General features: G+C 66.2%; 24 protein-coding genes and 3 pseudogenes. 18 read left to right on the forward strand and 9 right to left on the reverse strand.

The annotated features are described in order from the left end of the window. Positions 1-193 precede the first annotated feature (193 nt). The 3 genes from C474_RS15595 to C474_RS15605 all read right to left on the reverse strand — a co-directional run bounded on the left by C474_RS15595 (position 194) and on the right by C474_RS15605 (position 2,305). Positions 194-604 (reverse strand): hypothetical protein, encoded by a 411-nt coding sequence (locus tag C474_RS15595; RefSeq protein WP_008388510.1) that lies wholly within the window; start codon positions 602-604, stop codon positions 194-196. Between the two features lie 87 nt (positions 605-691). Then, positions 692-1,042 carry a hypothetical protein gene (locus C474_RS15600; RefSeq protein WP_008388513.1) on the reverse strand — a complete coding sequence of 117 codons (351 nt, stop codon included), beginning with the start codon at positions 1,040-1,042 and terminating at the stop codon, positions 692-694. Positions 1,043-1,132: 90 nt separating this feature from the next. Continuing rightward, positions 1,133-2,305 (reverse strand): lycopene cyclase domain-containing protein, encoded by a 1,173-nt coding sequence (locus C474_RS15605; RefSeq protein ID WP_008388514.1) that lies wholly within the window; start codon positions 2,303-2,305, stop codon positions 1,133-1,135. Between the two features lie 260 nt (positions 2,306-2,565). On the opposite strand from C474_RS15605, the gene C474_RS15610 reads away from it, so the two are divergent. Further along, the gene (locus C474_RS15610) at positions 2,566-2,829 is read left to right on the forward strand and encodes a hypothetical protein (protein WP_008388515.1); all 264 of its coding nucleotides are present in this window, start codon (positions 2,566-2,568) and stop codon (positions 2,827-2,829) included. A gap of 60 nt (positions 2,830-2,889) precedes the next feature. Here the strand turns inward: C474_RS15610 and C474_RS15615 are convergent, their stop codons facing one another. After that, positions 2,890-3,198 carry a DUF5789 family protein gene (locus C474_RS15615; RefSeq protein ID WP_008388516.1) on the reverse strand — a complete coding sequence of 103 codons (309 nt, stop codon included), beginning with the start codon at positions 3,196-3,198 and terminating at the stop codon, positions 2,890-2,892. A 143-nt stretch (positions 3,199-3,341) separates the two neighbouring features. Between C474_RS15615 and C474_RS15620 the strand changes: the two genes are divergently transcribed. The 6 genes from C474_RS15620 (at position 3,342) to C474_RS15645 (ending at position 10,795) form a co-directional block, all read left to right on the forward strand. Next, complete coding sequence (locus tag C474_RS15620; protein WP_008388517.1) at positions 3,342-4,838, forward strand: glycosyltransferase; 1,497 nt, start codon at positions 3,342-3,344, stop codon at positions 4,836-4,838. Between the two features lie 426 nt (positions 4,839-5,264). After that, positions 5,265-6,476, forward strand: a complete 1,212-nt coding sequence (locus tag C474_RS15625) for an AGE family epimerase/isomerase (protein WP_008388518.1) — start codon at positions 5,265-5,267, stop codon at positions 6,474-6,476. Between the two features lie 99 nt (positions 6,477-6,575). Beyond that, positions 6,576-7,559 (forward strand): aldo/keto reductase, encoded by a 984-nt coding sequence (locus C474_RS15630; RefSeq protein ID WP_049917084.1) that lies wholly within the window; start codon positions 6,576-6,578, stop codon positions 7,557-7,559. 123 nt (positions 7,560-7,682) lie between these two features. Then, the gene (locus C474_RS15635) at positions 7,683-8,417 is read left to right on the forward strand and encodes a sugar phosphate isomerase/epimerase family protein (protein WP_049917085.1); all 735 of its coding nucleotides are present in this window, start codon (positions 7,683-7,685) and stop codon (positions 8,415-8,417) included. 95 nt (positions 8,418-8,512) lie between these two features. Then, entirely contained in the window at positions 8,513-9,610 is a 1,098-nt protein-coding gene (locus C474_RS15640) for a Gfo/Idh/MocA family protein (protein ID WP_049917086.1), read from the forward strand. A 417-nt stretch (positions 9,611-10,027) separates the two neighbouring features. Then, positions 10,028-10,795: an IclR family transcriptional regulator gene (locus tag C474_RS15645; protein WP_008388523.1), complete on the forward strand. Its 768-nt coding sequence runs from the start codon at positions 10,028-10,030 to the stop codon at positions 10,793-10,795. Here C474_RS15645 and C474_RS15650 read toward each other — a convergent pair. Next, a complete protein-coding gene (locus tag C474_RS15650) occupies positions 10,782-11,111 on the reverse strand; it encodes a UbiA prenyltransferase family protein (protein WP_008388524.1) in 330 nt (109 codons plus the stop codon). The genes C474_RS15645 and C474_RS15650 overlap by 14 nt on opposite strands. Before the next feature lie 118 nt (positions 11,112-11,229). On the opposite strand from C474_RS15650, the gene C474_RS15655 reads away from it, so the two are divergent. After that, positions 11,230-12,804: a class I adenylate-forming enzyme family protein gene (locus C474_RS15655; RefSeq protein ID WP_008388525.1), complete on the forward strand. Its 1,575-nt coding sequence runs from the start codon at positions 11,230-11,232 to the stop codon at positions 12,802-12,804. A 42-nt stretch (positions 12,805-12,846) separates the two neighbouring features. On the opposite strand, the gene C474_RS15660 is transcribed toward C474_RS15655, so the two are convergent. Continuing rightward, positions 12,847-14,301, reverse strand: a complete 1,455-nt coding sequence (locus C474_RS15660; protein ID WP_008388526.1) for an SLC13 family permease — start codon at positions 14,299-14,301, stop codon at positions 12,847-12,849. 83 nt (positions 14,302-14,384) lie between these two features. Here C474_RS15660 and C474_RS15665 point away from each other — a divergent pair, with 83 nt between their 5' ends. The 5 genes from C474_RS15665 to C474_RS15685 all read left to right on the forward strand — a co-directional run bounded on the left by C474_RS15665 (position 14,385) and on the right by C474_RS15685 (position 19,292). Beyond that, complete coding sequence (locus C474_RS15665; RefSeq protein WP_008388527.1) at positions 14,385-15,008, forward strand: MBL fold metallo-hydrolase; 624 nt, start codon at positions 14,385-14,387, stop codon at positions 15,006-15,008. A 58-nt stretch (positions 15,009-15,066) separates the two neighbouring features. Then, entirely contained in the window at positions 15,067-15,255 is a 189-nt protein-coding gene (locus C474_RS15670; protein WP_008388530.1) for a hypothetical protein, read from the forward strand. A gap of 59 nt (positions 15,256-15,314) precedes the next feature. Further along, positions 15,315-16,397 carry a cupin domain-containing protein gene (locus tag C474_RS15675; RefSeq protein ID WP_008388533.1) on the forward strand — a complete coding sequence of 361 codons (1,083 nt, stop codon included), beginning with the start codon at positions 15,315-15,317 and terminating at the stop codon, positions 16,395-16,397. A gap of 569 nt (positions 16,398-16,966) precedes the next feature. Continuing rightward, positions 16,967-18,163 (forward strand): iron-containing alcohol dehydrogenase family protein, encoded by a 1,197-nt coding sequence (locus C474_RS15680; RefSeq protein ID WP_008388535.1) that lies wholly within the window; start codon positions 16,967-16,969, stop codon positions 18,161-18,163. A gap of 220 nt (positions 18,164-18,383) precedes the next feature. Beyond that, positions 18,384-19,292, forward strand: coding sequence for an AEC family transporter (locus C474_RS15685; RefSeq protein WP_008388538.1), 909 nt, complete (start codon positions 18,384-18,386; stop codon positions 19,290-19,292). Between the two features lie 198 nt (positions 19,293-19,490). Here the strand turns inward: C474_RS15685 and C474_RS23615 are convergent. Continuing rightward, positions 19,491-19,574 (reverse strand): annotated as a pseudogene (locus tag C474_RS23615) (3-keto-5-aminohexanoate cleavage protein); the annotation flags it as partial. Between the two features lie 91 nt (positions 19,575-19,665). Between C474_RS23615 and C474_RS22940 the strand changes: the two are divergent. Further along, the gene (locus C474_RS22940) at positions 19,666-19,914 is read left to right on the forward strand and encodes a hypothetical protein (RefSeq protein WP_049917087.1); all 249 of its coding nucleotides are present in this window, start codon (positions 19,666-19,668) and stop codon (positions 19,912-19,914) included. Here the strand turns inward: C474_RS22940 and C474_RS15695 are convergent. Next, positions 19,898-20,336, reverse strand: a pseudogene (locus C474_RS15695) (ABC transporter substrate-binding protein); the annotation flags it as partial. The gene C474_RS22940 and the pseudogene C474_RS15695 overlap by 17 nt on opposite strands. 160 nt (positions 20,337-20,496) lie before the next feature. Between C474_RS15695 and tbsP the strand changes: the two are divergent. Both tbsP and C474_RS15705 read left to right on the forward strand, forming a co-directional pair. Then, entirely contained in the window at positions 20,497-21,327 is an 831-nt protein-coding gene (tbsP, locus tag C474_RS15700; RefSeq protein WP_008388542.1) for a transcriptional regulator TbsP, read from the forward strand. 99 nt (positions 21,328-21,426) lie between these two features. Continuing rightward, positions 21,427-22,170, forward strand: coding sequence for a TrkA C-terminal domain-containing protein (locus C474_RS15705; protein ID WP_008388544.1), 744 nt, complete (start codon positions 21,427-21,429; stop codon positions 22,168-22,170). 47 nt (positions 22,171-22,217) lie between these two features. Here C474_RS15705 and C474_RS21740 read toward each other — a convergent pair. After that, a pseudogene (locus C474_RS21740) lies at positions 22,218-22,889 on the reverse strand (potassium channel family protein); the annotation flags it as partial. 127 nt (positions 22,890-23,016) lie between these two features. Here C474_RS21740 and C474_RS15715 point away from each other — a divergent pair. Further along, positions 23,017-23,400, forward strand: a complete 384-nt coding sequence (locus C474_RS15715; RefSeq protein WP_008388548.1) for a hypothetical protein — start codon at positions 23,017-23,019, stop codon at positions 23,398-23,400. 338 nt (positions 23,401-23,738) lie between these two features. Continuing rightward, entirely contained in the window at positions 23,739-24,755 is a 1,017-nt protein-coding gene (locus tag C474_RS15720) for a DHH family phosphoesterase (RefSeq protein WP_008388550.1), read from the forward strand. Positions 24,756-24,787: the final 32 nt, after the last annotated feature.

Genomic DNA, 24,787 nt, shown 5'->3' on the forward strand with positions numbered 1-24,787 from the left:
CAGTTAGGATAGTAGGAAAAGCCTTCGAGCGGGACGGCTACTCGCACACCTCGCCCAACCGTTCTCTCGAAGCCAGCCACGTTCCGAGCGTCAGGCCGTATATCGCGTACCCGACGTGGAAGACGAGCGCGTGCTCGGGTTCTAACTCCCGCCCGAGCAGACGCCGAAGGGTCGACGGTCGTCGGGCGAGGAGTTAGCTCTGCCTGCCGGCGTCGTCGGCGTCATCCTGCCCCGGGCCGTCGTACGCGACCGGTTCGGAGTCACCGGTGTCGCCGGTGGCGACCGTATCTTCGTCCTCGTTCGACGGACGCTCCCGCTTGGCCGCCTCCTCGGCGTCGGCGACGTAGTCGCGGTCGACGACCCGCAGGACCGGTTCGTCGTCGGGACCGCTCCGGCGGTACTGGAGGAGTCGGTCCTCGGCGTCGAACCGCTCGAAGAAGCGCTCCCACTCGACTGACTCGGCGTCCCCGTCGGTCGAGAGCACCAGTTCGTCGGACGGACCCGACGCTCGCGCCGGGGCGGCGCCGCCTTCGGCCGCCAGTGATCGAATTCGGTCGTGGTCCGTCGTCCGCTGCCAAGCGCCGTCGTCGGTGTCGTTCGCCATTGATTTCGAGGTACTGTCGCGGGGAACATAAGCCGGCCGGCAGGTCACGGACGCGGTCGATGGTCGGTCGACCGGCGTCCGACCCGCTCAGGCGTCGGAGCCGGTTCGCGGCCGCGTCCCGGTGTCGTCCGGGCCCATCTGCCGGCGCCGTTCGAGAGGGGCGACGTTCGCGACGGCACCTAGCTCCACCCAGTCGTCGTCGCCGGAGCGGTAGCCGCGGACGGTTATCGGCGTCCACGCGCCGTCGATGACGCGCGTTCGGACCTGGCAGCGGTCGTACGATTCCCCCCGGTCGGTCGAGAGTTCGAGTCGGAAGCACTCGTCGTTCGACTCGCCGCTCTGCGCCGCCCGCCCTTCGATATCCGCTCCGTTGTCGAGGGTCAGGCGGACGAACTGCCCCTGTTCGAGTTCTCGGAGCGTCGTTAGCTGTGAGTTCATGGGGGGAAGGAACGCGACGTGAGAATATGAACGCAGCGGCTGCGTACGCCGGGACGAGCGGCGCAGGAGCGTCGTTTCGGCGATGGCTCGTCAGTCGTCCTGCGCCGCCCGGCCGAGTGTCTCGTGAAGGCCGAGGACGAACGCGGGGACGACGAGCATGAACAGGTGCTCTTCGAGCGGGATTCCGAACAGTTCGACGCCGGTCCGGAGCTGAATCTCGAAGACGCCGACTTCGAGCGTGTACCAGTCCCAGAGGTACGCGACGGGGTAGAGGACGGCTATCGTCCGGGCCGCGGACCACAGGGCGCTCCGACCCGCGCGGGCGAGGAGCGTCAGCGCGGCCGCACCGAACGCGACTTCGGTCGCGAGGTACGTGTACGGCCCGAGAACGCCGATGTCGGGGAGCGGAGCGTCGGTCAGTGGGGCGAACCAGACGCCGACGACGAGGACGGCGAGGAAGACGTACGCGCCGCGCACGAGTAACATCGTCGCGAGTTCTGGATCAGCGTTGAGGCTGATCGCGGCGACGACGCCGAACAGGGCCGCGGCCACGACGGCCGACGGCGGGAACAGGCCGTCCACGGTGAACCAGAGCGTAGCCACGAGGGCGACGCCGACGAGGGAGTGTGCGAACCGCCGCGCCCGCCGGCGGCCGAGGACGACGGCCACAGTCCGTTTGTCGATGGAGCGGTCGTACGCGTAGTCCGTCGAGTCGTCGATGACCTTCACGCCGCAGAGGAGGACGAAGAACACGCCGGCGAACGCGAGCGGTGCCGCCGCAATGGCGAGTGTCTGGACGTAGTAGCCGCCGAACAGGGCGATGGCGATACCGAGGGGGTACCCCGCCGTCGTCGTCACGGGGTTCGTGTCCAACTGCGGCGCGTGAAGGACGCCGATGACCCACGCGGGAAGCGTGACGAGGGCGGCGAGGGGGCCGGCGAAGAACCACAGGACCGCGAGACAGACCGCGAATCCGGCGCCGGCGGCGACGAGGGCCATGCGACACCCGCCCGCCGTCAGCGGGTGGTCGTCGTCCTCGCCGCGGAGGTGAAAGTCGACGTACCCGTCCTTGACGTGCGCCGTGTAGACGCTGAAGAAGATGGCGAGGAGGTGAGCGAGAAGCACGACCGGGTGCACGTCCGCGGCGAGTATCGCGCCGAACGCGGCGGCGGCGACCGGCGGGAGCATGAACACGGGATGGACCTGCGACCCGAGGGCCCGACCGGCGGCGAGCGCTCCATGACCGTGTCGAGAGATGCCCATACGCGTGGTATCGGTGCTGGCCACAAGAACCTACGGGCTAGTCGCCGGTGCGAAGTCCGAAGGCGTCGGCGGATTTCGATACGAATCGACCGGACGGACGCACGGAGAAATATCTCCGTTCGTGAGAGTTCTTACACGCGTACACTTGTAACGTCAATACTGTCATTCGAAAGTAACACAGGCGGAATCCGGACTGACCCGACTATCGGCTTTCTCTCGAAGCCACACTTTTCACGGGGGTCCCGCGCGGAGGTGTCCCCGTGACGAACGAACCGAACGTCGAGACGGTCGAAGCGGGAGACGACTACTATCACGTCCGGTTCCGCGACCCGGACGACTTCGACGACATCCGAACCCCCGACTGGGCGCAGAACGCCGCGGAGTCCGTTTCTGAGGGGGCTGAAGTACGGATGGGGAAACAGGGGGACGACTGGGCGGTTCAGAGCGTCCTCGTCAAAAAGAGCGTCGGCGAGGAGAAAGCCGTCGAACAGGCTGAGAAGATACTGGACGAGATAGCGTCCTGACGGCCTTCGGGCGACGGGTCTTTTTCTGGGGGACCGCGAGACGAGGGGCCGATTCCGGAGTTACGCCGACTCGGCGCTTCCCCCGTCGTCGCCCTGCCCGCCTCTGTCGGAGTACTTCTTTCGACCGATAGCCTCGTCGCTCACCATGCTCATGACGCTCTGTTTCACATCGTCGGCCGAGTCGAACGTCGTCTCCCCCGGCGGGTCGAGCACCTCCCGAAGCGTCTGGGAGCCGTTTTCGAGTTCGAGTTCTCGGTCACCGTAGCGTTCCAGCAGTTCCTCTTTACTCATCGGATATTCGTCGTCGGCCAGTTCGTCGCCGAGCGGACCGAACTCGACGCCTTGCTCGCGGCTTTCGTCGGGAGCCATGCGACGGAATCGGTGGGGGAAGAGATAGAGCTTCTGCCGGCGCGTGCCGACGTTACGGTCGCTTGCGAGGAAATGAGGCGACGGGACACCGGCCGACGAAGTCATGCGAGAGTGCGTCGTAGCCGTTCGAAGGTGCCCCACTGATGCGAGTCCTCATCGTTCCGGAACTGTACCGACCGCGCGACGCCAGCGCGAACGCGACGCTGAACGACGCCGTGACGTGGGTCCGAGAATGGTTGCGTCAGGACCCGAACATCCACGTCTACTGGTTGCTCCCGCACCGGGGAACGGCGAACTACGAACGCGAGGACGTCCTCGCCGACCGCGACCGGGTTACGCTTCTCGAAGCCGACTCCTTCATGGAGGGAACCGACAGCGAGTACGTCTTCACCGAGAGCGGATACACCGAGGACCAACTGCGCGTGATACGGAAGCGCATCTACGAGGAACTGGGGTACGTCGACGTCGTGGTCGACCAACTGCGCCAGGGTCGCGAGGACCTCCTGAAGTGGCTCCTCCTGCTGTCGGGTCACCGGGCGGAGGAACCGAAGCCGTTCGACGTCATCGTGAACGTGCACGACCTGATGCTGCCGTTCAAGTACGCGACCGACGGCTACCGCGACAGCTACCACCGGAAACTGGAAGTCGCCCACGCCGTCCTCGCCGACGGCTGTTGGTTCAAAGCCGGCCTCGACGCGACCGAACTCCCGGTGTTCGGCCGGGAGTTCCTCTTGGAGACGGTCATCGAGGACGCTCTCGACGACGCGGTGATGACCGAGAGTCCGATCGACTTCAGTCGGTTCGAAGAGCGGTACGCGAAGGAACCGGGTTGGCTCCACATCGCGGGTTCCGGATGGAAGAAGAAGCACCCCGAACTGCTCATCGAGATAGCCGAGGACCTCCACCGGGAATACGGCATCAAGACCGTCTTCACCAGCATGGACGACATTCCCGAATCGTACACCGACTACCCGTGGGTGGAGGCGTACCCGAGGGCCTCCTGGGAGGAGTACGAGCGGATGCTCCGGAAGGGTGATATCGCCATCTGCGCGACCGAGTACGACACCCTCGCGCGGACGTGGTTCGAGCAGGCGGCGAGCGGTCAGGTGCTCATCGTTCGCGACGAACCGTGGGTCCAGGACTGCGTCCCCGACGACTCGCCGCTCGTCGTCCCGGTCGAGGAACTCGGGAACCGAGCGCGGTGGGTCGTCGAACACTGGGACGACGCGGTCGCCGCGAACCAGCGACTCATCGACCACGTCCGGGAGGTCCGAAGCCCGGAACGCGCCGGCCAGAAGACGCTCAGTGACATGGCGTGGCGCGTCGACGAGAAGGTCGACCAGTACGCCGATGTCCACCGAAAGGCGGGGTCGCGGCGGTCCGCCGTCGGACGGGCCATCGACCGGACCGAACCGGACAGCATCGCGCTCGACGAGTTGAACGAGGCGGGCGCGAAGGTGACGAGAGACGGGGAACCGCTGTTGAGCCACGAGTGGTGTTCGATCACCGACCTCGTGTTCGCACTGCGCACGCGCGGCTACCACGACACCGGAACCGCCGGGGCGCCGGTGTTCCGTCGACCCTCCGACCCCGACTCGCCCGGGCGACTATCGGGTCGGTCGCAGCGAGACGTCCGCTGACGACTCCTTTTTGGTACCGGGGAAATCCGTTCCGGGCAATGATAGAGATGTATTCCGACTATTCGATATCGTTCACCGCATTATTCACCAGTAATAGTTGTTTTTTCGGAAATTTAGGCATCATCTCGAAGACAGGATAGAGATACAAGTCCGAATAACGGCACGAGAGAGATAGATATGGACGTTCCGCTTTCGTTCGCGTTGTCCTCCGAGCGAGTGTTACAGGACTACCGCTGTAATCTGAATAGGTCCGCGGGCCAAGAAGTACGAGAGACGGCTGAGAGCGAGTTCGAACGGACTTTCGAAACCCGTCCTCGCGCTCGTGTTTGCGGTGACGCTCGTCCAAGCCAGTCCGACGTAACAGCCGCGGATGCGGAGATGAGACGACTCGGTGGCTTTTTCCACCGTGCAGGAGAGAGGCCGAGTATGACGCATCCGATCCCGTCCCGGTCGCCCGAATGGCTCCGGCGCGACGCCATCGGCGCGCTTCGGTTCCACCGAGAGCGGTCGGTGGACACGCACTTCGGCGGCTACGTCGCGCAAGTGAGCGACCGCGACGGCGCAATTTACGACTCGCGCACGAAACATCTCGTCCCGACCGCCCGGTTCGTCTTCGCGTTCAGCGTCGGCAAACTGCTCGACGGACCGGTGTGGTGCGAACCGGCGGCCGAGCACGGCCTCTCGTACCTCCGAAACGTCGCGTACGACGAGGAACGCGGCGGGTATAGCTGGCTGTTCGAGGGCCGCGAGGCGACGGACGACACGCGGGCGACGTACGGCCACGCCTTCGTTCTCCTCGCGTACGCCACCGCGACGCGCGCCGGCATCGGCGACGTCGAGGGTCGCATCGAGGAGACGTACGACATCCTCGACGAACACTTCTGGGAGGCGGAGCACGGCGCCTTCGCCAGCAACCGAACCGAGGAGTGGGACCCAGCCGAACCCAACTACCGCGGGCAGAACGCGAACATGCACGCGACGGAGGCGTTGCTCGCCGCCTACGAGGCGACCGGCGAAGAACGGTACCTCGACAGGGCGGTCACCGTCGCGGCGACCATCGCACGGGACAAACCGGACGAGGCCGACGGCCTCCTCTGCGAGCACTTCACCTCGGAGTGGGCGGTCGACTGGGAGTACAACCGCGAGAAGAAGGCGGACCTGTTCCGCCCGTGGGGCTACCAACCGGGTCACATGCTGGAGTGGGCGAAACTGCTCGTCCGCCTCGACGCCCACCACGAGGACGAGTGGTACCTCGACCGCGCGGAGCGATTCTTCGACGCCTCGGTCGCCGACGGCTGGGACGACGAACGGGGCGGGTTCTACTACACTATCGACCGCGACGGGTCGCCCATCGTCGAGGCGAAGTACACGTGGGCGCTCGAAGAGGGCCTCGGCGCGGCCGCCCGACTCGCCGACGCGACGGGCGAGGAGCGCTACTGGGAGTGGTACGAACGAATCGCGGCGTACCTGCACGAACACGCGACGAACCACTCGCTCGGCATCCGCTACGAACGCCTTACGCCGGACGGCGATATCCATCCGAGCATCGACGAGACGCCGAAGGTCAAGAGCGGCTATCACCACGTCAACGCCTGCTACGAGGTACTGGAGTCGATGGGGGCGGTGGACCCGGCGTAGTCCGGCCTTCCGCCGCGCCGACGTTGGAGCGCTTTCCGGGTACCGGGTACCGTGACCGCAATCCCGAACGTTATGCACTCCGAGAGAGTGGCACGCGGTATGGACTACCGCACACTCGGTTCGACCGGACTCAAGGTGTCGCCGCTCTGTCTCGGGACGTGGCGCTTCGGGATGGAATCCGACGGAGTGACGGAGACGAACCGAAGCGACGCGCACGACCTGCTGGACGCCTTCGACGAGGCGGGCGGCAACTTCATCGACACGGCGAACGGCTACGGCGACGGCAAGAGCGAGGAGTGGATCGGGGATTGGCTCTCGGACAAGAACCGCGAGGACTACGTCGTCGCCTCGAAGGTGTACTGGTCCCAGCAGAGCCGGTTTCAGGAGAACCTCTCGCGGAAGAACATCCGCGCGGAGATAGAGGGGACGTTAGAGCGTCTCGGAACGGACTACCTCGACCTCTACTACATCCACCGCTGGGACGACGAGACGCCCATCGAGACGACGCTCCGGACGCTGACGAACCTCGTCGAGGAGGGGAAGGTCAACGCCCTCGGCGCCTCCTCGATGGCGGCGTGGAAGCTGACGAAGGCGCTGTGGACGTCCGATACGGAGGGACTCGAACGCTTCGACGTGACGCAACCGATGTTTCACGCGGCCCACCACGAGGAGGTGGCCGACTACCTCGACGTGTGCGCCGACCAGGACCTCGCGGTGTGCCCGTACTCCCCGCTGGCGGGCGGCTTTCTCACCGGCAAGTACGAACGCATCGGCGACGGGTCGAGCGAGGTGAAGTCGCCGGACGGGTCGCGCGGGCAACTCACCGAGGAGTTCTCCGAGTGGTACGTCTCGGAGGCCGGGTGGCGCGTCCTCGATGCGATTCGGGAGACGGCCGACGAACTCGACGCGACGCCCGCACAGGTGGCCCTGCGGTGGCTGATTCAGCAGTCGGAGTTCACCTGCGTCCCCATCGTCGGCGCGCGGACCGTCGACCAACTGTCGGACAACCTCGGCGCGGTGGAAATCGAACTCTCCGCCGAGCAGTTCGACCGGATATCGAACGCCCGGGACGGAGACGACTGAGGACTGCTCCCTCCCACAGACTGCCTTCGCGCACGGAACTTCCATCACGGTCATTCGGCGGAGAAGGGGGCAACCCTTGGTCGTTCACGGACACTTATGCCGGTGAGAGGAGAATTCCGCGCCATGACATCGATTGGGTTCCAACTGTACAGTCTCCACGCGGTCGAGGACTCCCTGCCGACGGTCATCGAACGCGTCGGCGAGACCGGGTTCGAGGGCGTCGAACTCGCCGGCCTCGACGACGCCGACGCCGACGAGGTGGGCGAGGCGTTGGCGTCGGCCGATCTCGAACTCGCGGCGGCGCACGTCGGCCTCGAAACGCTGGAGGAAGACCTCGACGAGACGGCGGAGACCTACCGCGAACTCGGCTGCGAGGATATCGTCGTACCGTGGTTGGAACCCGAGGAGTTCGAGTCCGTCGAGTCGGTGGAGGCAGCCGCCGAACGCCTGAACGCGGTCGCGTCCGACCTCGCGGCGCACGACCTCTCGCTGCACTACCACAACCACGACCAAGAGTTCGTCGAACTCGACGGCGAACCCGCGCTCTCACACCTGTTGGCGGCGACGGACGACGACGTGGGACTCGAACTGGACCTCGGGTGGGCCGGCGCCGCCGGCTACGACCCTCTCGCCTACCTCGATGAACACGCCGAACGGGTACGTCTTGTCCACCTGAAGGACTACGACGGCGACGCGGGCGAGGCCGCCGTCGTCGGAGAGGGCGATTTGGACATCGAGGCCGCCGTCGACAGCGTCCGCGACCACGGGTTCGATTGGCTCGTCTACGAGGCCGAAGAGGGTCCGGACAGCTACGAGACCCTGACGCACGCCGCCGACGTCGTCCGGACGTACTGGTGAGTGCGGAAGGAGGGCGCGGGGGCGGAGACCCGCCGACGACCGGCTCGTAAGGCGAAACCGCTATGTCGGTCGTTCCCGCACACCGTAGTAGATAGATGAGCACCTATACTGTCGCTGTCATCGGCACCGGCCCGGACCCGAGCAACCCAACGGTCGAGGGGTTCGCCATGGGCTACCGGCACACTGAGGCGTACGCGACCGACGACCGGTTCGAGTTGGTCGGCGCCGCCGACATCATCGAGGAGAACGGCAGGGCGTTCGGGAACCACTTCGACCTCGAGGAGGAGAACGTCTACGTCGACTACGAGGAGATGCTCGCAGATCTCGAACCGGATGTGGTGAGCGTCTGCGTTCCGCCGGCCATCCACCGTCCCGTCGTCATCACGTGCGCCCGAAGCGGCGTCGTAGACGCAATTCACTGCGAGAAGCCGATGGCCGACACCTGGGAGGACGCCCGGACGATGGTGCAGGAGTGCTGGCGCCGCGACGTGCAGTTAACGTTCAACCGTCAGCGTCGCTTCGGCAAGCCGTTCACGGAGGCCAAGCGCCTCATCGAGGAGGGCGAAATCGGGTCGCTCGAACGGATAGAGATCGGCTGGGGTGACTTCTACGACACTGGCGCGCACTCCGTCGACCTCGCGTGCATGTTCAACGACGAGTACACGGCCGATTGGGTCCTCGCGGGTCTCGACTACCGCGAGGAGGACGTACGGTTCGGCTCGCATCAGGAGAACCAGATGTGGGCGCAGTGGCGCTACGAGAACGGCGTCTACGGCGTCGCCTCGACGGGGCCGGGCGCGGACCTCGTCGGCGCAGCGTTCCTCATCCGGGGGAGCGAGGGAGCGATTCGCATCGACGTCGAGGACGGACCGATGCTCGAACTGGAACGCGGCGGCGAGCGAACGGAGGTGGACGTGGGGTCCGAGACGCTCCACCACAGCGGTCAAGAGGAGAGTCGGTTCGGGTCGCACTTCCACGACCGCGCGGTCGGCGAAGTCGCCGATGCCCTCGACGAGGAGCGTGAACCGGTTCTGAGCGGCCGGCGCGGGCTCACCACCGCCGAGATACTGTTCGCCGGCTACGAGTCCGTTCGCACCCGCGGCCGCGTCGACCTCCCCTTCGACTTGGACGACAACCCGCTCGAAGCGCTCGTCGAGTCGGGCAAACTCACCCCCGAGGTCCCCGACGAGTAGGCGCGTGGGAAACGCCCCCGTCACCACCTCCGCGCGGGAGTACAGAAGCGACGACAGCGCCGAAGTGATTCGACAACATCGAACGAAAAGCGTCGAACGACCCGTCGATTCGATTGTTTCTCCGGAACGAGCGCTTCATCGGAGCCCGAAACGCGATTTTGCTCCGCTAATGCAGTCAGATTACGAGACTATGGGCGTAACGCTTCGGTCGCGTATCCCAAATTCGTTCGATGAGGAGGAACGTACTAACCGGCGACGAGATACCGTTCGCTCCCGGTACCGACACCGGCAGCGATCCTCCTGTGACGACGGTCGGTCGAGGCATCGAATCGTGGGTGCGAGCGACGCCAGCCGAAGGTTCGAATCGGGAGGTTGCCCGGCGCAAGCGTTAGTAGCCTCCCGGACGCTGTGGGAGACATGGCGTCGGAAACCCCCGAAGGCGGCGGAATCAAGTCTGATGAGACGCTGTTCGACCTCGTAGAACACATCCGAGAGGCGGACGGCGCGGGCGTGACGGAGTTGGCGTCGGCGACGGGTCGCGCGAAGAGCACCGTCCACGGGCATCTGTCGACGATGCGCGACCGGGGATTCGTCGTAAAGCGCGACGGGGAGTACCATCTCGGGTTGGAGTTTTTCAACTACGGCCACCACGTCCGGGCCCGGCGCGCGGTGTACGACGCCGCGCTGCCAGTCCTGCGGGACGTCGCCGACGACACGGGAGAGACGGCGTGGCTGATGGCGCACGAGAACGGGCGCGTCATCTACCTCGACGGGCGCTCGGAAGGGTTGGACATCAACATCAACTCCCTCATCGGCTCTTGGAAGTACATGCACTCGAACTCCGGCGGGAAGGCGATTCTCGCGCACCTACCGGAGGAGGAGGTGGACGAGATTCTGGCGCGGCACGGTCTCCCGTCCCAGACGGAGGCGACGGTCACCGACCGGGAGCAGTTGGACGAGGAACTGGCGGAGGCCCGCGAACGCGGCTACGCGCTCAACTTCGGCGAGGACCTGAGCGGCGTCCACGCCGTCGCCGTCCCCCTCATCTTGGAGGGGTCGGTCGTTGGGTCGCTCGCCGTCGCGGGACCGGCCCATCGACTCCCGCGCGAGCGCTGCGAGGGGGAACTGGCGGACCGACTCTCCGCCGCCGCCAACGATGTGCAACTGAGTCTCACCTACCGCTGACCGTCTCCTCACGGGGCGGCGCCCGAACGCAGAGAACCGCGGCGGCGCGGGCGTTCCCGAGGACGACGGGCACCGTCCGCTTGCCGACTTGTCGGTCGAACGAGCGGTCCGGTCGGTCCAGCGAGACGTTCGCACCCGTCGGATGGACGATGTACAGCGCCGAGGCGACGCAGACGAGGTGGAGACAGAGGGCGGCCGGCGAGGCGGAGGGCGCGAGGAGCGCACCGAACAGCGCCGTCCCGACGGCGGGCGCCATGAACGGCGGCTTCACCCGCGTCGCCAGGGCGCGCAGTCCGGTCGTCGGTGCCGCGTCCATACCGGGACGGCGCCGTCGAGCGGTTAAGTTTCACCCGTTCGCACGCCGGGAGTGCGGTCCGTTCCCGCTACCATAAGGATTAATAACTATCGATGAGGCCTTCGTACTGACCTACAGCATGAGATTCCTCGACGCTTTCCGGCGGACCGTCCGGTGTCACGGGGGCGAGACGGCGCTCGTCGACGACGACGGACGGACGTTCACGTACGCGGAACTCGACGACCGGAGCACCCGCCTCGCGAACGCGCTTCGGACGCGACTGGGGGGCGGACGCTGCGCGGTGCTCGGCGGCAACTCCCCGGCGGCCATCGAAGCGATGGTGACGGGCCACAAGCGCGGCGCCGCGACCGCTCAACTCCCGTTCCGGGGGGAGGCCGAGGAGTTCGTCCGTATGTGCGAGTCGGTGGACGCGACGGGGTTCGTCTTCGACGACGCAAACAGGGAGACGGCCGAGGAGGTGCTGGCGCGCCGCGACTTCGAGGCGGCCGTGCACGTCGGCGACGCCGACGTCGACGCGGCGGGTGTCGAGTCCTACGAGACGGTGCTGTCGGACGCGGACCCGACGCTCGACGAGGCACTGCCGGCCGGCGGGGAGTGCGCTATCTTCTTCACCAGCGGAACGACGAGTCAGCCGAAGGCGGTGCCGTTCGACAGCGAGCAGTTGTGGTACGGCGCGATTCAGGGCGTGATGGAGCACGGTATCGACCGGACCGACGCCGGCATCGTCGCGACGCCGTGGTATCACATGGTCTCCTCGGACGCCTGGATCTACCCGCACTTCGTCGCCGGCGCTACCGTGGTCCTCCACTCGGAGTTCGACCCGGCGGGCCTGCTCGAACAGATCGAGGAACGGGAGGCGACGGGTCTGTTGGCCGTGCCGACGCAGTTGAACGCCGTCGTCGACGCCCAGCAGTCGTTGGAGCGAGACACGAGTTCGCTGGAGTACGTCCGGACCGGCGGGTCGGTCGTCAGCGAACGCCTCGTCGAGCGGATGAGCGAGCACGTCACCGACCGGGTGTACAACACCTACGGGATGACCGAGGCGGGGCCGAACCTCACGTTCGCGCTCCCCGAAGACCAGCGCGAACGGCCGGGTACCATCGGAAAAGAAGCGCACACCTACGAGATTCGTGTCGTCGAACCCGCGCCGATAACGGAGCATCCCGACCCCGGGGCGACGGTCGACGCCGGCGAGGAGGGTGAGATAATCGCCCGCAGTCCGGGGTGTTCGGACGGCTACATCGACAACCCCGAGGCGGAGGCGAAATCCTATTTCGAGAGCGGGACGCCGGAGGACGGTGCGTCCTCCGGAACGTGGCTCCGGACGCGCGACGTGGCGCGCATCGACGAGGAGGGCTATCTCTACATCGTCGACCGGGTGGACAACATGTTCGTCAGCGGCGGCGAGAACGTCTACCCCGTCGAGGTCGAACAGGCCCTCGAAGCCCACTCGACCGTCTCGGAGGCGTACGTCTTCGGCGTCGACGACGACCACTGGGGCCGCGTCGTCAACGCCGTCGTCGTCACGGAGGGCAACGTCACCGAGGAAGAACTGGACGAGTTCTGCCGCGAGCGGACCGACCTCGCGAACTACAAACGCCCCCGGCAGTACACGATTCGGACGGAGGACCTCCCGCGGACGAGCACCGGGAAGATAAAGCGCGGCGCGATAGCCGACCAGACGAGCGAGTAGCACGAGAGTCGAGACGCTCCCTCCGCCTCCGTTCGCCGCCGGTCAGAAGAAGAACGCGAAGACGAGAATCTGGATCGGGAGCAGCACGAACAGCGTGAGGAGCGAACAGATGGTGGCCGTCCGGACCAGTTCGCGGGTTTCCACCGCCCCGAGTCCGATGATGGCGACGAGGACGGCCGACTGGTAGGGGAAGAAGTACGACAGGAGGACGACGCTCTCGATCATGGCGACCGGGAGAATCGGGACGCCCGCTCCCTCCGCGAACGAGATGAAGACCGGCGTGAGAACGCTTGCGACCGCCATTCCCTCCATCACGAACATGAGCGCCAGCGTCGCGACGGCGACGGCCGCGAGGACGACGGGGAGCGACGCGCCGCCGGGGACCACCGAGAGGATGCGGTCGGCGGCGAAGACGGTGAAGTCGGTCCGCTGGAGTCCCTCCGCGATGGCGAAGACGGCCCCCAAGAAGAACACGACGGAGAAGTCGGCGTCGGCAACGGCGTCGACGTCGACGACGCCGACCCGGGGGAGAAAGACGAGGACGACGACCACGAGGGCGCCGTAGACGGGGTGGAGTCCGTGTATCGCGTCGGTCGCCCAGATGGCGACGCCGACGGAGAGGAAGGCGACCATCCGCCGCGCATTGCCCGCGTTGACGGCCTCTTCGTCGCCGTCGACCGCGCCCGCAACCGTATCCGCCGCGTCCACGTCCGCGAGACTCGCTCCGACGGTCACTGTCCCGGAGTCGCGGGGGCGGTAGAGGACGTACGCGACGGCGACGACGACGGCCGACCGGGCGAGCGACATCACGGGCGCGAGCCACGTCAGCCACTCGACCCACCCGAGAGAGACGCCGGTCGTCGAGTCGACGATGCCCGCGACGATGATGTTCCCGAGCGACCCCGTGAGGACGCCGGCGGCGCCGTAGAACGTCACGAACAGGGGCCCCAAGAACAGTCCGACCCGGGGCCGTCGCTCGGAGAAACACTCGCCCGCGGACACCAGAATCGGTCCGAGGATGAGAACCCGAACGAGCGCCGAGGGGACCAACACGACGAACGCCAACGCGACGACCGAGAACGCCCCGAGCAGATAGCGGTACGCGGTCGTCGGGTCAGACCGGGCGTGCGCGGGCATCCGTCCGAAGACGCGCCGTTCCACGAGGGTCGAGAGTCCGCTGTGACGGGTCGCCTCGCCGATGAGGATGCCGAGGACGACGAGCCACGTCGCCGCCGACCCGAACCCGACGAGGGCGAGTTCCGTCGAGAACCGCGCGCCGACGAGACCGATTCCCACCAGTCCGGTGAGCCACGGCGGGACGGGCGTCCCGACCCAGAGGCAGACGCAGAACGCGGTGATGGCGAGCATCGCGGCCGTGTCCGAGGGAATCGGCGCGTACGCGGCGACGAGACCGGCGAGGCCGACGCCCGCGGGGACCGAGAGCCACGAGGCGTCGGCCGTACGGAGGCGGGCAGCGAGGGCGGAGATGTCTGCCATTCGCCCGTCGGTTTTCGACCGAGCGATATAACGATTGGTCATCCGTCACAACTCCTTTGGCGCTCGCGAGACGTTCGTCCGACATGATCACCGAAGTCGCGGACGGCGCGTACGACCTGACCGTCGCCGAACGGAACGGCGGCCGCTATCGGGTCTTCCTCTTCGACCGGGAGACGCCGACGCTCGTGGACGCGGGGTTCGAGGACACCACCGGCACCGTCGCCGAACGGGTCGAGGAGGTCGGCACGGAACCGGAGCGTCTCGTCCTCACGCACGGCGACGCCGACCACATGGGCGGATTCGCGTCGTTGGCGGAGCGATACGACGCGGAGACGTGGGTCCCACAGCAGACGCGCTGTGAGGAGTTCCGACCGGACGAACGGTACGGGGACGGATCGGAAATCGGACCGTTCACGGCGGTTCACGTCCCCGGTCACACCTCCGACCACCACGCCCTCGTCGACGAGTCGCGGTCGCTCGCCGTCCTCGGCGACGCGGTGTTCGGCTCCGACGTCCGCGGCATCACGGAGGGGTACTTCGTGCTGCCGCCGGCGGTGTTCACCGAGGACCTCGCGTCGGCCGAGGAGAACCTCGAACGCCTCGCGGCGTACGACTTCGACGTCGGACTCCTGTTCCACGGGTCGAACGTGACCGAGGACGCGGGCGAAAAGCTGTCCTCCTTCGTCGACTTCGCGGGAAAGCCCTGAGACCCGACTCGGACGACGGACAACACGCTTTTGAGGGTGCCATCGCAATCCTACTGCTATGGCCGAGTTCGAGAACCCGTACGCCGAGGAGAGTCCGTTCGCGCGGGCGCACTTCGACTGCCCGAACTGCGACGGGAAACTGTGGGAGTACGCCATCCAGCGGCAGATGGTCTGTGAGGACTGCCGGTCCGTCTTCGCCTCCGAGGAGATATTCGACGCGCAGGCCCGGGCGCCGACCGAGGCGTGACCGACCGTCGGGTGTCCACATCCACCACACTTATATCTGCCCTGACGTAACGATAGAACATGGCACAGAAGGAGCCGGAGGAACTCCTCGAACTGAGTTCCGACACCCGAGGTATCCTCGAACAGCACGGCCTCCGACCGCTGTGGGAGGTCGAGGACGACTTCGGGAACGTCATCGACGACCCCGAACCGGGCATCTGGCATTGGGCGGAGATTCAGGAGGCCATCGACGGCATCGAGGCGGACGTGCCCATCGCCGAGTTGCCGCCGGGCTTCCAGCGACGCGTCGCCGTCCCCATCAACAGGAGCCTCGGCAACGCCATCTCCAACACCATCTACGTCGGCGTCCAGACGGTGTCGCCGGGCGAGACGGCTCCCGCCCACCGGCACTCGGCGAACGCGCTCCGCTTCACCATCGACGGCAACGAGGACATGAAGACGGTGGTCGCCGGCGAGGAGTTCCCGATGGAGAACAACGACCTCATCACGACGCCGCAGTGGGAGTGGCACGACCACGTCAACGACTCCGACGAGACGGCCGCGTGGTTGGACGTGCTCGACCTCCCCCTGTTCCTCGATTCGATGAACAAACAGCAGGTGTTCGAGAACCACGAACTCGAACGCCAACCGGTGACGAAGACGCAGGGCTACTGGGACTCCCAGTACGGCCGCGGCCGCCCCGCCGACGAGAAGTCGGACGGGGAGATTCCGGGGCCGTTCGAGGGCAAGTGCGAAGCCACGCCGCCGTACCGCTTCGGATGGGACGAGATGGAGGAGACGCTGCGGCAACGAGCGGACAACGACGACCCGGACCGGAACGACGGCTACAGCCTCGCGTACGTCAACCCCGCGACGGGGAAGGAGCCGCTGTTCCCGACGATGTCGTTCCGCGCGCAGTTGCTACAGGAGACGACCGACCCCCACTTCCACAACGCGACGGAGGTGTACTTCGTCATCGAGGGCGAGGGGGCGACGCACGTCGACAGCGAGGCCCTGGAGTGGGGCCAGTGGGACATCTTCGTGGTGCCGCCGGACGCGACGCACCACCACGAGCCCGACGACGAAGCCGTTCTGCTCGGGATGACCGACCGCCCGGTGCTGGAGGCGTTCAACTTCTACGCCGAGGCGGAGCCGTCGTCGTAATCGGACCGGTCGAACCGCACCGACCGGTCACAGGCCGAACTGGCGCGCGAACCAGCGCTCTGAACGTTCGAAACGAGGTGTGCTCGCGCAGGACCCCCGGTCGAACAGCTCCGTCAGCGGGGTCGACGCCCGCGCTCCGAGTACGGGGAGAGACGGACTGTAACATCCGTTCTCGGAGGGACGCGACCCGGAAACGGTCGGGAGTGCCTATCGTCGTTTCCTTCGTATCCGGAGTCAGAGCGGGTAGTTCTACAGAGAGACGAGTCGAAGAGCGGCTGCCCCCGGCGAAACGACGAATATCGGGTGGCGAGTGGGACTCGTTCGGAGACGAAACCGGTCGCCCTCGTTCAGTCGAGAGAGCGCCGCGCGACCCGACGACGCGGAGGGAGGTCACATCGTGTTACCGGGGGTCGTCGGCGTCCGGAAAACCATACCCGTTTGCGGTCCGAACCGACGGTCGTGACGACGACACCGCCGCGAACGCGTGACCGGCCGCGGAGTCGGGTCGAGTCCGGAGCGACCGCCGGACCGCCCGCAAAGCGGGACTACCGGACGAGAGGAACGGAGAGATGAGCGACGGCTACCGGTTCGAGTTCGACGCGCCCGTCATTCGCTCGCGGCGCGGCGCGGCCGCCGACCTCGCGGCCGAGTTGGAGGAACAGGGTCTCGAACGCGCCCTCGTCGTCTGCGGGTCGACGGTGGGGGAGACGCCCGCGGTGATGGACCCCGTGACGGAGGGTCTGGGCGACCGACTGGCGGGCGTGTTCGCGGAGACGACGCCGGAGAAGCGACTCGGAACCGCCTACGACGGACTGGCGGCCGCGCGGGAACGCGACGCCGACGCCGTCGTCGGCCTCGGCGGCGGAAGCAGTCTCGACGTGGCGAAGATGGTCAGCCTCCTCTCGGCGGTGGAGCGACCGCCCGAGGAGGTGGGCGAAGAACTCGTCGAGTCAGGAACCGTCACCGTCCCGTCGGGCGACCTCCTACCCGTGGTTGCGGTGCCGACGACGCTGGCCGGCGCGGAGATGTCGAACGTCGCGGGCGTGACCGCCTCGCCCGAGACGGGGCCGGTCGACGAACCCGCGAGCGGCGGCGTCGCGGACCCGAAGCTGACCCCCAGAGCCGTCGTTTACGACCCCGAACTGTTCGCGACGACGCCGAAGAACGTTCTCGCGGCGTCGGCGATGAACGGCTTCGACAAGGGTATCGAGACGCTGTACGCCTCGAATGCGACTCCCGTGACCGACGCGACGGCGTCGCGCGGACTCGGACTGCTCGAACCCGGCCTGCGCCGACTCGGCGAGAGCGACCCGGACCCGGAGACGCTGGCCCCGGTCGTCGAGGGGACGATGCTCGTCCAGTACGGCGTCTCCCGTCCCGACGGCGTGACGCTCTCTATCATCCACGCGTTCGGGCACGGCCTCACGCGCACGTACGACGTGCAACAGGGCGCCGCGCACGCCGTCGTGGTCCCGCACGTCCTGCGCTACCTGTTCGAGAAAGTCGACGGCCGCCGCGAACTGCTGGCGGAGTCGCTGGGCGTCGGGCGAGCGGCAGACCCCGCCGCCGCGGTGGTCGACGCCGTCGAACGGGTTCGGGACGCGCTATCGCTCCCGTCGGGTCTGCGCGACGTGGACGGCCCGGACCCCTCTGAGTTCGACGCGGTGGCGGAGGATATCGTGAACGACTCCTTTCTCGCCAACGCCCCGGACGGACTCGACCCGACGGCGGACGAGGTGGCCGCCGTGCTTCGGGACGCCCACTGAGACGCGGTCGGCGAAGACCCGCCGCTCTCCTCCCGTATCGGTTTTCACAGCTCGTCTCTCCAAACGAGTTTTTCCGTCTTTGCTATTCGGGCGCTTTTTTCGGCTACCATCACGGTCGATGGTCAAGATAGACGCCGAGAGCGGCTGAGACGCCGGTCGAAGTCGCGTCGCGGTTGCCGCGGAACGTAAGACCAAACCGTCCGCCGGCCGACGTGGGCGCATGGACGTCGTCTCGAACCTACTCTACCTTCTCGTCCTCCTGCTCGCGGGTATCGGCGGGCGACGCCTCGGACTCCTGACCGAGTCGCGGGCGGACGTACTCACGCGGTTCGCCTTCTACCTCGCGCTCCCGGCGCTGGTCTTCACCTCCACGTCCACCCAGTCGCTCGGGGACGTGCTCGAACCGCGTCTGATCGCCGGGTTCTGGCTGGTGCTCCTCGTCGTCGGCGCGTTCGGGTGGGTCGTCCACCGCCGGACGTCCTCCCCCGCGACCCGGAGCGTCGCCGTCGTCCAGTCGTACCACTGCAACTTCGGCTTCCTCGGCCTGCCGATAACCGCGGCGGCGTTCGGCGGCGTCGCCACCGCGAAGGCGAGCGTCATCCTCGGCGTCGGCGGTCTGACGCAGATACCGGCGACCGTCGCGGTTCTCGCCCTCGTCAACGAGGCGGAGGCAGACCTCACCGAAGAACTTCGAGAGTTCCTCGCGAACCCGGTCATCGGCGCCCTGGTCCTCGGCTTTCTCTGCTCCGCGCTGAACGTCTCCGTTCCGGGTGTCGTCTCGAACGGCCTCGGCGCGCTGTCGCAACTCGCGCTTCCGGCCGCGTTGCTGGCCGTGGGAGCGTCGCTATCGCTCGACACGGGCGCCGTCGACCTCCCGACGGTAGGGTCGGTCGTCGCCCTGAAGATGCTGCTCATGCCCGCGACGGCGCTCCTCGCCTTCTCGGTGCTCTCGGCGGACCTCTCGACTACCCGCGCCGGCGTCCTCATGCTCGCCATGCCGACGGCCATCTCCACGTTCATCTACGCCACGGAACTCGGCGGCGACGCGGATCTCGCCTCCGCCAACGTCTTCGCCACCACCGTCGCCTCGGTCGGGACCATCTTCGTCGTCCTCCAGTTTGTCGGGTGAGGCCGTGTGCATCCCTCTGGGCGACGGCACGTCCAGAGAGAGTCCCCCAGGCAGCGACGACGGAGCAGGAGAGCCGAAAGGGACAGAAAAGACTGCAAAGGAAATGGTATGATCAAATACGTAAAATACATCAAAGCTAGCAAAACCATTTGGTATCAAACATATCAGTTGGATAATTCCGTTTGATGAGACGAGAAATCAAGCGACCACCAACTGAGCGTTCGCCTCGGCTAACTCGCCGCGTCTGAAGTAGACGTTGTCATCAAATGCGACGCGAACGTGACCGCCGAAAGTACCCTCCTCGTCGTGAAAGGGAGTTGGTGTTGACCGAAGCCGAGCGTGCTAAACATCCCCCGGCGTCAGGTTTTCGACGATGTCCAAGAAGTTCTGTGGAATCACTCGGGTGAGCGTGCCCGGGCCGAAGATAAGGCGTGGCGGAGACGGGCGCCGCGAAGTCGCGGCGTTCGAGGAGGCCGTGCACCTCGTTGAGACGGCCGTCGTTGAACACCTCCGGTTCGGGCTTGATTCCGCGCGCCGCATCTCGTCGTACAGGTCGGTCACCAATCCGCGAGTGTTCTCGCTGGTCAGGCGGTCGGGACGGGGGGTCAGAAGTCGCCGGTGACGATATCGTTCACGCGCCCCGGTCGAACAGCGGTTCGTCGCCGAACGCGTCGGGGTAAAGCCCCTGTGCGGCCCGTTCAAGTTGAAAGAGGTGGATGGTAGGACCCTGGTAGGTCAGTCCGCCGTAGACGACGCGGCCCTCTTTCACGGCGCGGAGTTGACTCGCCACGTCGTGGCCCTCCATGTGCGAGACGACGTTCTCCCGGAAGTACTCGTCCGTTATCTCACCCCGGATGCGGACCGCGATAGCGTCGGGGCCGATTTCGAGGAGCGTCTCGTAATCGATGGTGCCGCCGCCCGCCTGCGCGTCGGTGGTGACGTTCTTCGCCAACGCGTCCCCGACCTGCAGGTCGTTCCAGTGGTTCGATTGGGTGCCATCGCCGATGTGGTAGGGGTAAACGACTCCGGCGGCATCCCCGCCGGGTTGAAGGCGTACCGCGGTCAGCGACGGAATGGTTCGAAGCGCGAGAGGTACAGACATACTACAGAGAGACGGGACCGGAGAGGTAATTATGAGGGTCGTACAGATTTTTTAGCCCGTGAATTCGCCAGAGCTAAATGTAGCCCCGGCTTGAAATAAAGTATGAACCACCCAGCAGAGCTGCTGACAGACGAGATGAGCGAAGTCTTCGAGTGGGCGTTCGAGACGACGGAGGAGTCGCTGTATCTCGTCAACCCGACCGCCGAGACGCTCGAACGGGCGGTCGAGTCGCTCAGCATGCTCGCGGGTCTGACACCGACGGTCCGCGTACTGGGCGAGAAGGCCGTCCTGCGCGAGGTGATGAACGACTTTCTCGTCGCCAGTCGGACGGCCGACCTCGTCGAGTCGGAGACGCTGGAACTCCGCGTCCTCGACGATACGGACGGATACAAACCGAACCTGATGGCGTCCGAGTCCGTCGTGACGACGGTGGTGAGCGCGGATTCGCTGCTGGCGGGTCTCCGGACCGACGACGAGGAGTTCGTCGGCGCGGTGTACGAAGAGTACGAGGCGCTGTTCGAGGAGAGCGACGACTACGCGCTCCGCACGCCGGGACTCAGTCGGGTCGAGACGACCATCGCGGACCGCCTCGGTCCGGAGTGCAGAACCGACTTCACCGAACTGCTCTCGAACCTCCAGACGGCCCGAGGCGACAGCGACGGTCCGGACGAAGTCGCCATCAGCCTGCTCGTCGCCGCCCGAAACGGGGAGCTGTTTTACGACGTTTCGCGGTGGGCCGAGGAGATCGGTCTCGCCTCGAAGGCGACGTTCTCGCGGAAGAAGGGCAAACTCGAAGAGCAGGGCCTCATCGTCACCGAGAAGGTTCCCATCGACGTCGGTCGACCGCGCCTCCGTCTGAAACTCGGCGACGAGCGGCTGAAAGAGGCCAGCGGGGCGCAGTTGGCGAGCATCGCGCAGAGCGCGGGAAGCTAGCTCCCGCCGTCGAGGACCACTCGAAAATCGCCGTATCGACTGTCCGCCGATTGAACCGAATTCTGTGGCGTTTATCACCGTGGACGACCAGTACACAGTATGGTCGACCGATTGGACGACGTCGACAAGCGGATTCTCTACCACCTCGTGCGGGACGCTCGGAACACCTCCGCGCCCATGGTGGCCGAGGAGGCGCACGTCTCCGCCGGGACGATTCGGAACCGAATCAACCAACTGGAAGCGGACGGCGTCATCCGCGGCTACCACGCGCACGTCGACTACGAACGCGCGGAGGGCCGCCTGACGAACCTCGTCGTGGGGACGGCCGGGATAGACGAACGGGAGCGGCTGGCCAAGCAGATAGCCGACGTACCCGGCGTCGTCAACGTCCGACAACTCATGTGCGGGACCGCCAACATCCACGTCACGACGGTGGGCGAGGACGCCCAAGAGCTCTCGCGAGTCACCCGGAGCGTAGCGGAGATGGGATTGACGATAGAGGACGAACACCTGTTACAGCACGAGGAGCACCGGCCCTACCACGCGTTCGGACCCGAGGGGCGGCGGGGGCGGCAGTCCATCGCCGACTTCATGTCGCTGTCCGGCGGCGCCGAGGTAGTGGAGGTGAGCGTCGCATCCGGAGCGAAGGTGGACGGGACGACGCTCAGCGAGGCGAACGAACGCGGCTACGTCGACCCGGAGGTGCTCGTCGTCTCCGTCGAACGCGACGAGGAGATACTCACGCCGCGCGGCGACACCGAGATACGAGCCGACGACCTGGTAACGTTGTTCGCGCGCGGCGACCTACCCGAGGAGACCATCGAGGCGTTCGGCGGCGACTGAGGGGAAAGACGGGAGCGGACGCCGCCGCCCGCGAACGCCTTCGCGCGGTCCTCGTAGTGGCCGAACAAGTCCGTCACCTCCGGCGTCGCGCCGCGCGCGGAGTAGACGGTCAACAGGTCGCCCGGCTGAACCTCCGTCGCCCCCCGCGGCGTGATGGGGTTGGACTCGCCTTCCCGTTCGATGGCGACGACGAGGACGTCCTCGGGGAGCAGTTCGTCGCCGGCGTCGTCGAGTCGCCGTCCGGCGACGGGCGCGGATTCGGCGACGCGTATCTCGAACACCTCCGCTTCCTCTCCGACCCGCATGAAATCCACAATGGAGGGTCGCTTGACCGCCCGATAGAGGTACTCGGCGATGAGGCTGGAAGGATTCTCTATGGTGTTCGCCCCGATTCGCTCGAACAGCGCCCGGTGTTCGGGGTTGTGGACGACGGAGACGATGGACGAAATCTCCAGCTCCTGCCCGAGCAGACAGATCATCACGTTCGTCGCGTCTTCGTCGGTCGTGGAGATGACGGCGTCCGCCCGATGGGCGCCCGCCTCCGAGAGCGTCTCTTTGACGGTCGCGTCGTCGTTGATGACGAGACAGTCGTACTCGGCGGCGACGAACTCCGCCTTCTCGGGGGAGGATTCGACGACGACCACCTCGTTGCCCGACCGGGTGGCGATTTCGATGAGGGGCGTTCCGATGTCCCCCGCACCGACGACGATGACGTACATGAACGTGTCTTCTTAATCAAGAGTCATATCGCTTTTGGTTGCTCGTAGAGAAATCAACTTGCCGTATTCTGCGTTATCCATAGAAAACAAGGGAAATTTAAATATGTGGACCACCCATCAGCAGAGCATGACCGACGATGCGTCCGACGGGACGGAGTACCGCCTCCCCCCGTCGCTTCGAGACCGAATCGACGAACTCGGCCTCCAGGAACTCCGGGAAGTCGTCCACTACGCGCAGGACCGAATCCGGACGCGGCACCGGCCCGTCTCCGAACAGATAGAGGCGGCCCCCGGCGAGGAGGTGCTCTCGGTCGAAGAGGGGCCGGAGTACACGGAGGTTGTCAAACGGGAACCCTGCGGCGAGAACTGCCCCGACTGCCCCCACGGACCGTACCTCTACCACGTCTACGAGGAGACGCTACCCGACGGAAGTGACTCGCTTCACTGGGTGTTTCTCGGACACTTGTTCCGGTCCCCGCGGGTCGCCGAAACGTCCGCCGACTCGGACTGAGAGTGCGGAGGGAGACGACGGAGCGAACGCGGACGCGTCGGACCGGTAGAATCGGAGGGTGGCGCACCGGCCGGAACTATAATTATTCTGTGACAGTAATAAAAACATACATTTATCAACTGGTCCGCGAAAGCTGTGGTGCGGGGGCGCTTCTCCCCCCATCCCACCGCGTTCCCGCACCGGGGCCGAAAGCGGCGCCGGTTCGAGTCCCCCCGGACTCACCTTTCGATTCGACGACCCGAGCGGGGGCTACGGTCGCGGCCCGGCGGATGCGTCATCGACCATCGCACCCCCGAAAGCAGATAGACGCTTGTACCTCGACCACCTACGTTCACAGGATGACGAAAGCGCGAGAACTCTTCGAGTTGCTCGCCGGCGCCGAGGAACTCACCGTCGTCTGCCACAACAACCCGGACCCGGACTGCCTGGCGAGCACGCTCGCACTGGGGCGTATCGCCGCCGAAGCGGGGATAGACGAACGCCAGATCCTCTACGGCGGGAGCATCTCACACCAGCAGAACCGCGCGTTCATCAACCTCCTGGATATGGAGCTCGAACTGTTCACGCCCGACTCGCTGGGCGAACGCGACGCCGGTTCGTTGCTCGCGTTCGTCGACCACTCGTTGCCGGGGGTGAACAACGAACTCCCCGAGGGGACGCCCGTCGATATCGTCATCGACCACCACAGCGTCGACGACGTCGAGGGGCGGTTCGTCGACCACCGGGAGGACATCGGCGCGACGGCGACGATACTGGCCGAGTACGTCCGCGAGTTGGACGTGACCGTCGAGGAGACGCTGGCGACCGGACTGCTGTTCGCCATCCGTCGCGAGACGCTCGGTTTCCTGCGCGGGGCAACGACCGCCGAGTACGACGCCGCGGGTGCGCTCCACAATCACGCCGACCGAGACCTGCTTCGGACGCTGTCGACGCCCTCGGTGAGCGGTGCGACGATAGACGCCATCTCCGACTCCATCGACAACCGCATCGTCCGCGGGTCCGTCCTGCTCTCGCACGTCGGCCGGACGGACGAACGCGACGCCCTGCCGCAGGCGGCGGATTACCTCGCGACGCTCGAAGGCGTCGAGACGGCCGTCGTCTTCGGCATCGTCGAGGACGCCATCGAACTGAGCGCGCGGACGACCGACTCGCGCATCCACATCGGCAACGCTCTCAAGGAGGCGTTCGACGACGTCGGGAGCGCCGGCGGCCACCGCGAGATGGGCGGCGGCGAGATTCCGCTCGGCATCTTCGCCGGCTACCGAACCGACGACGAACGCTTCGTCGACATCGTCGAGAACGTCGTCATCGACCGACTGGCCGACAGCCTCAAACTCTCGCCTTCGGGCGACTGAGACGACGAATCCGGAGCGAGAGCGGAACAGAG

The organism is Halogeometricum pallidum JCM 14848 (assembly GCF_000337095.1).
Lineage (GTDB): Archaea > Halobacteriota > Halobacteria > Halobacteriales > Haloferacaceae > Halogeometricum > Halogeometricum pallidum.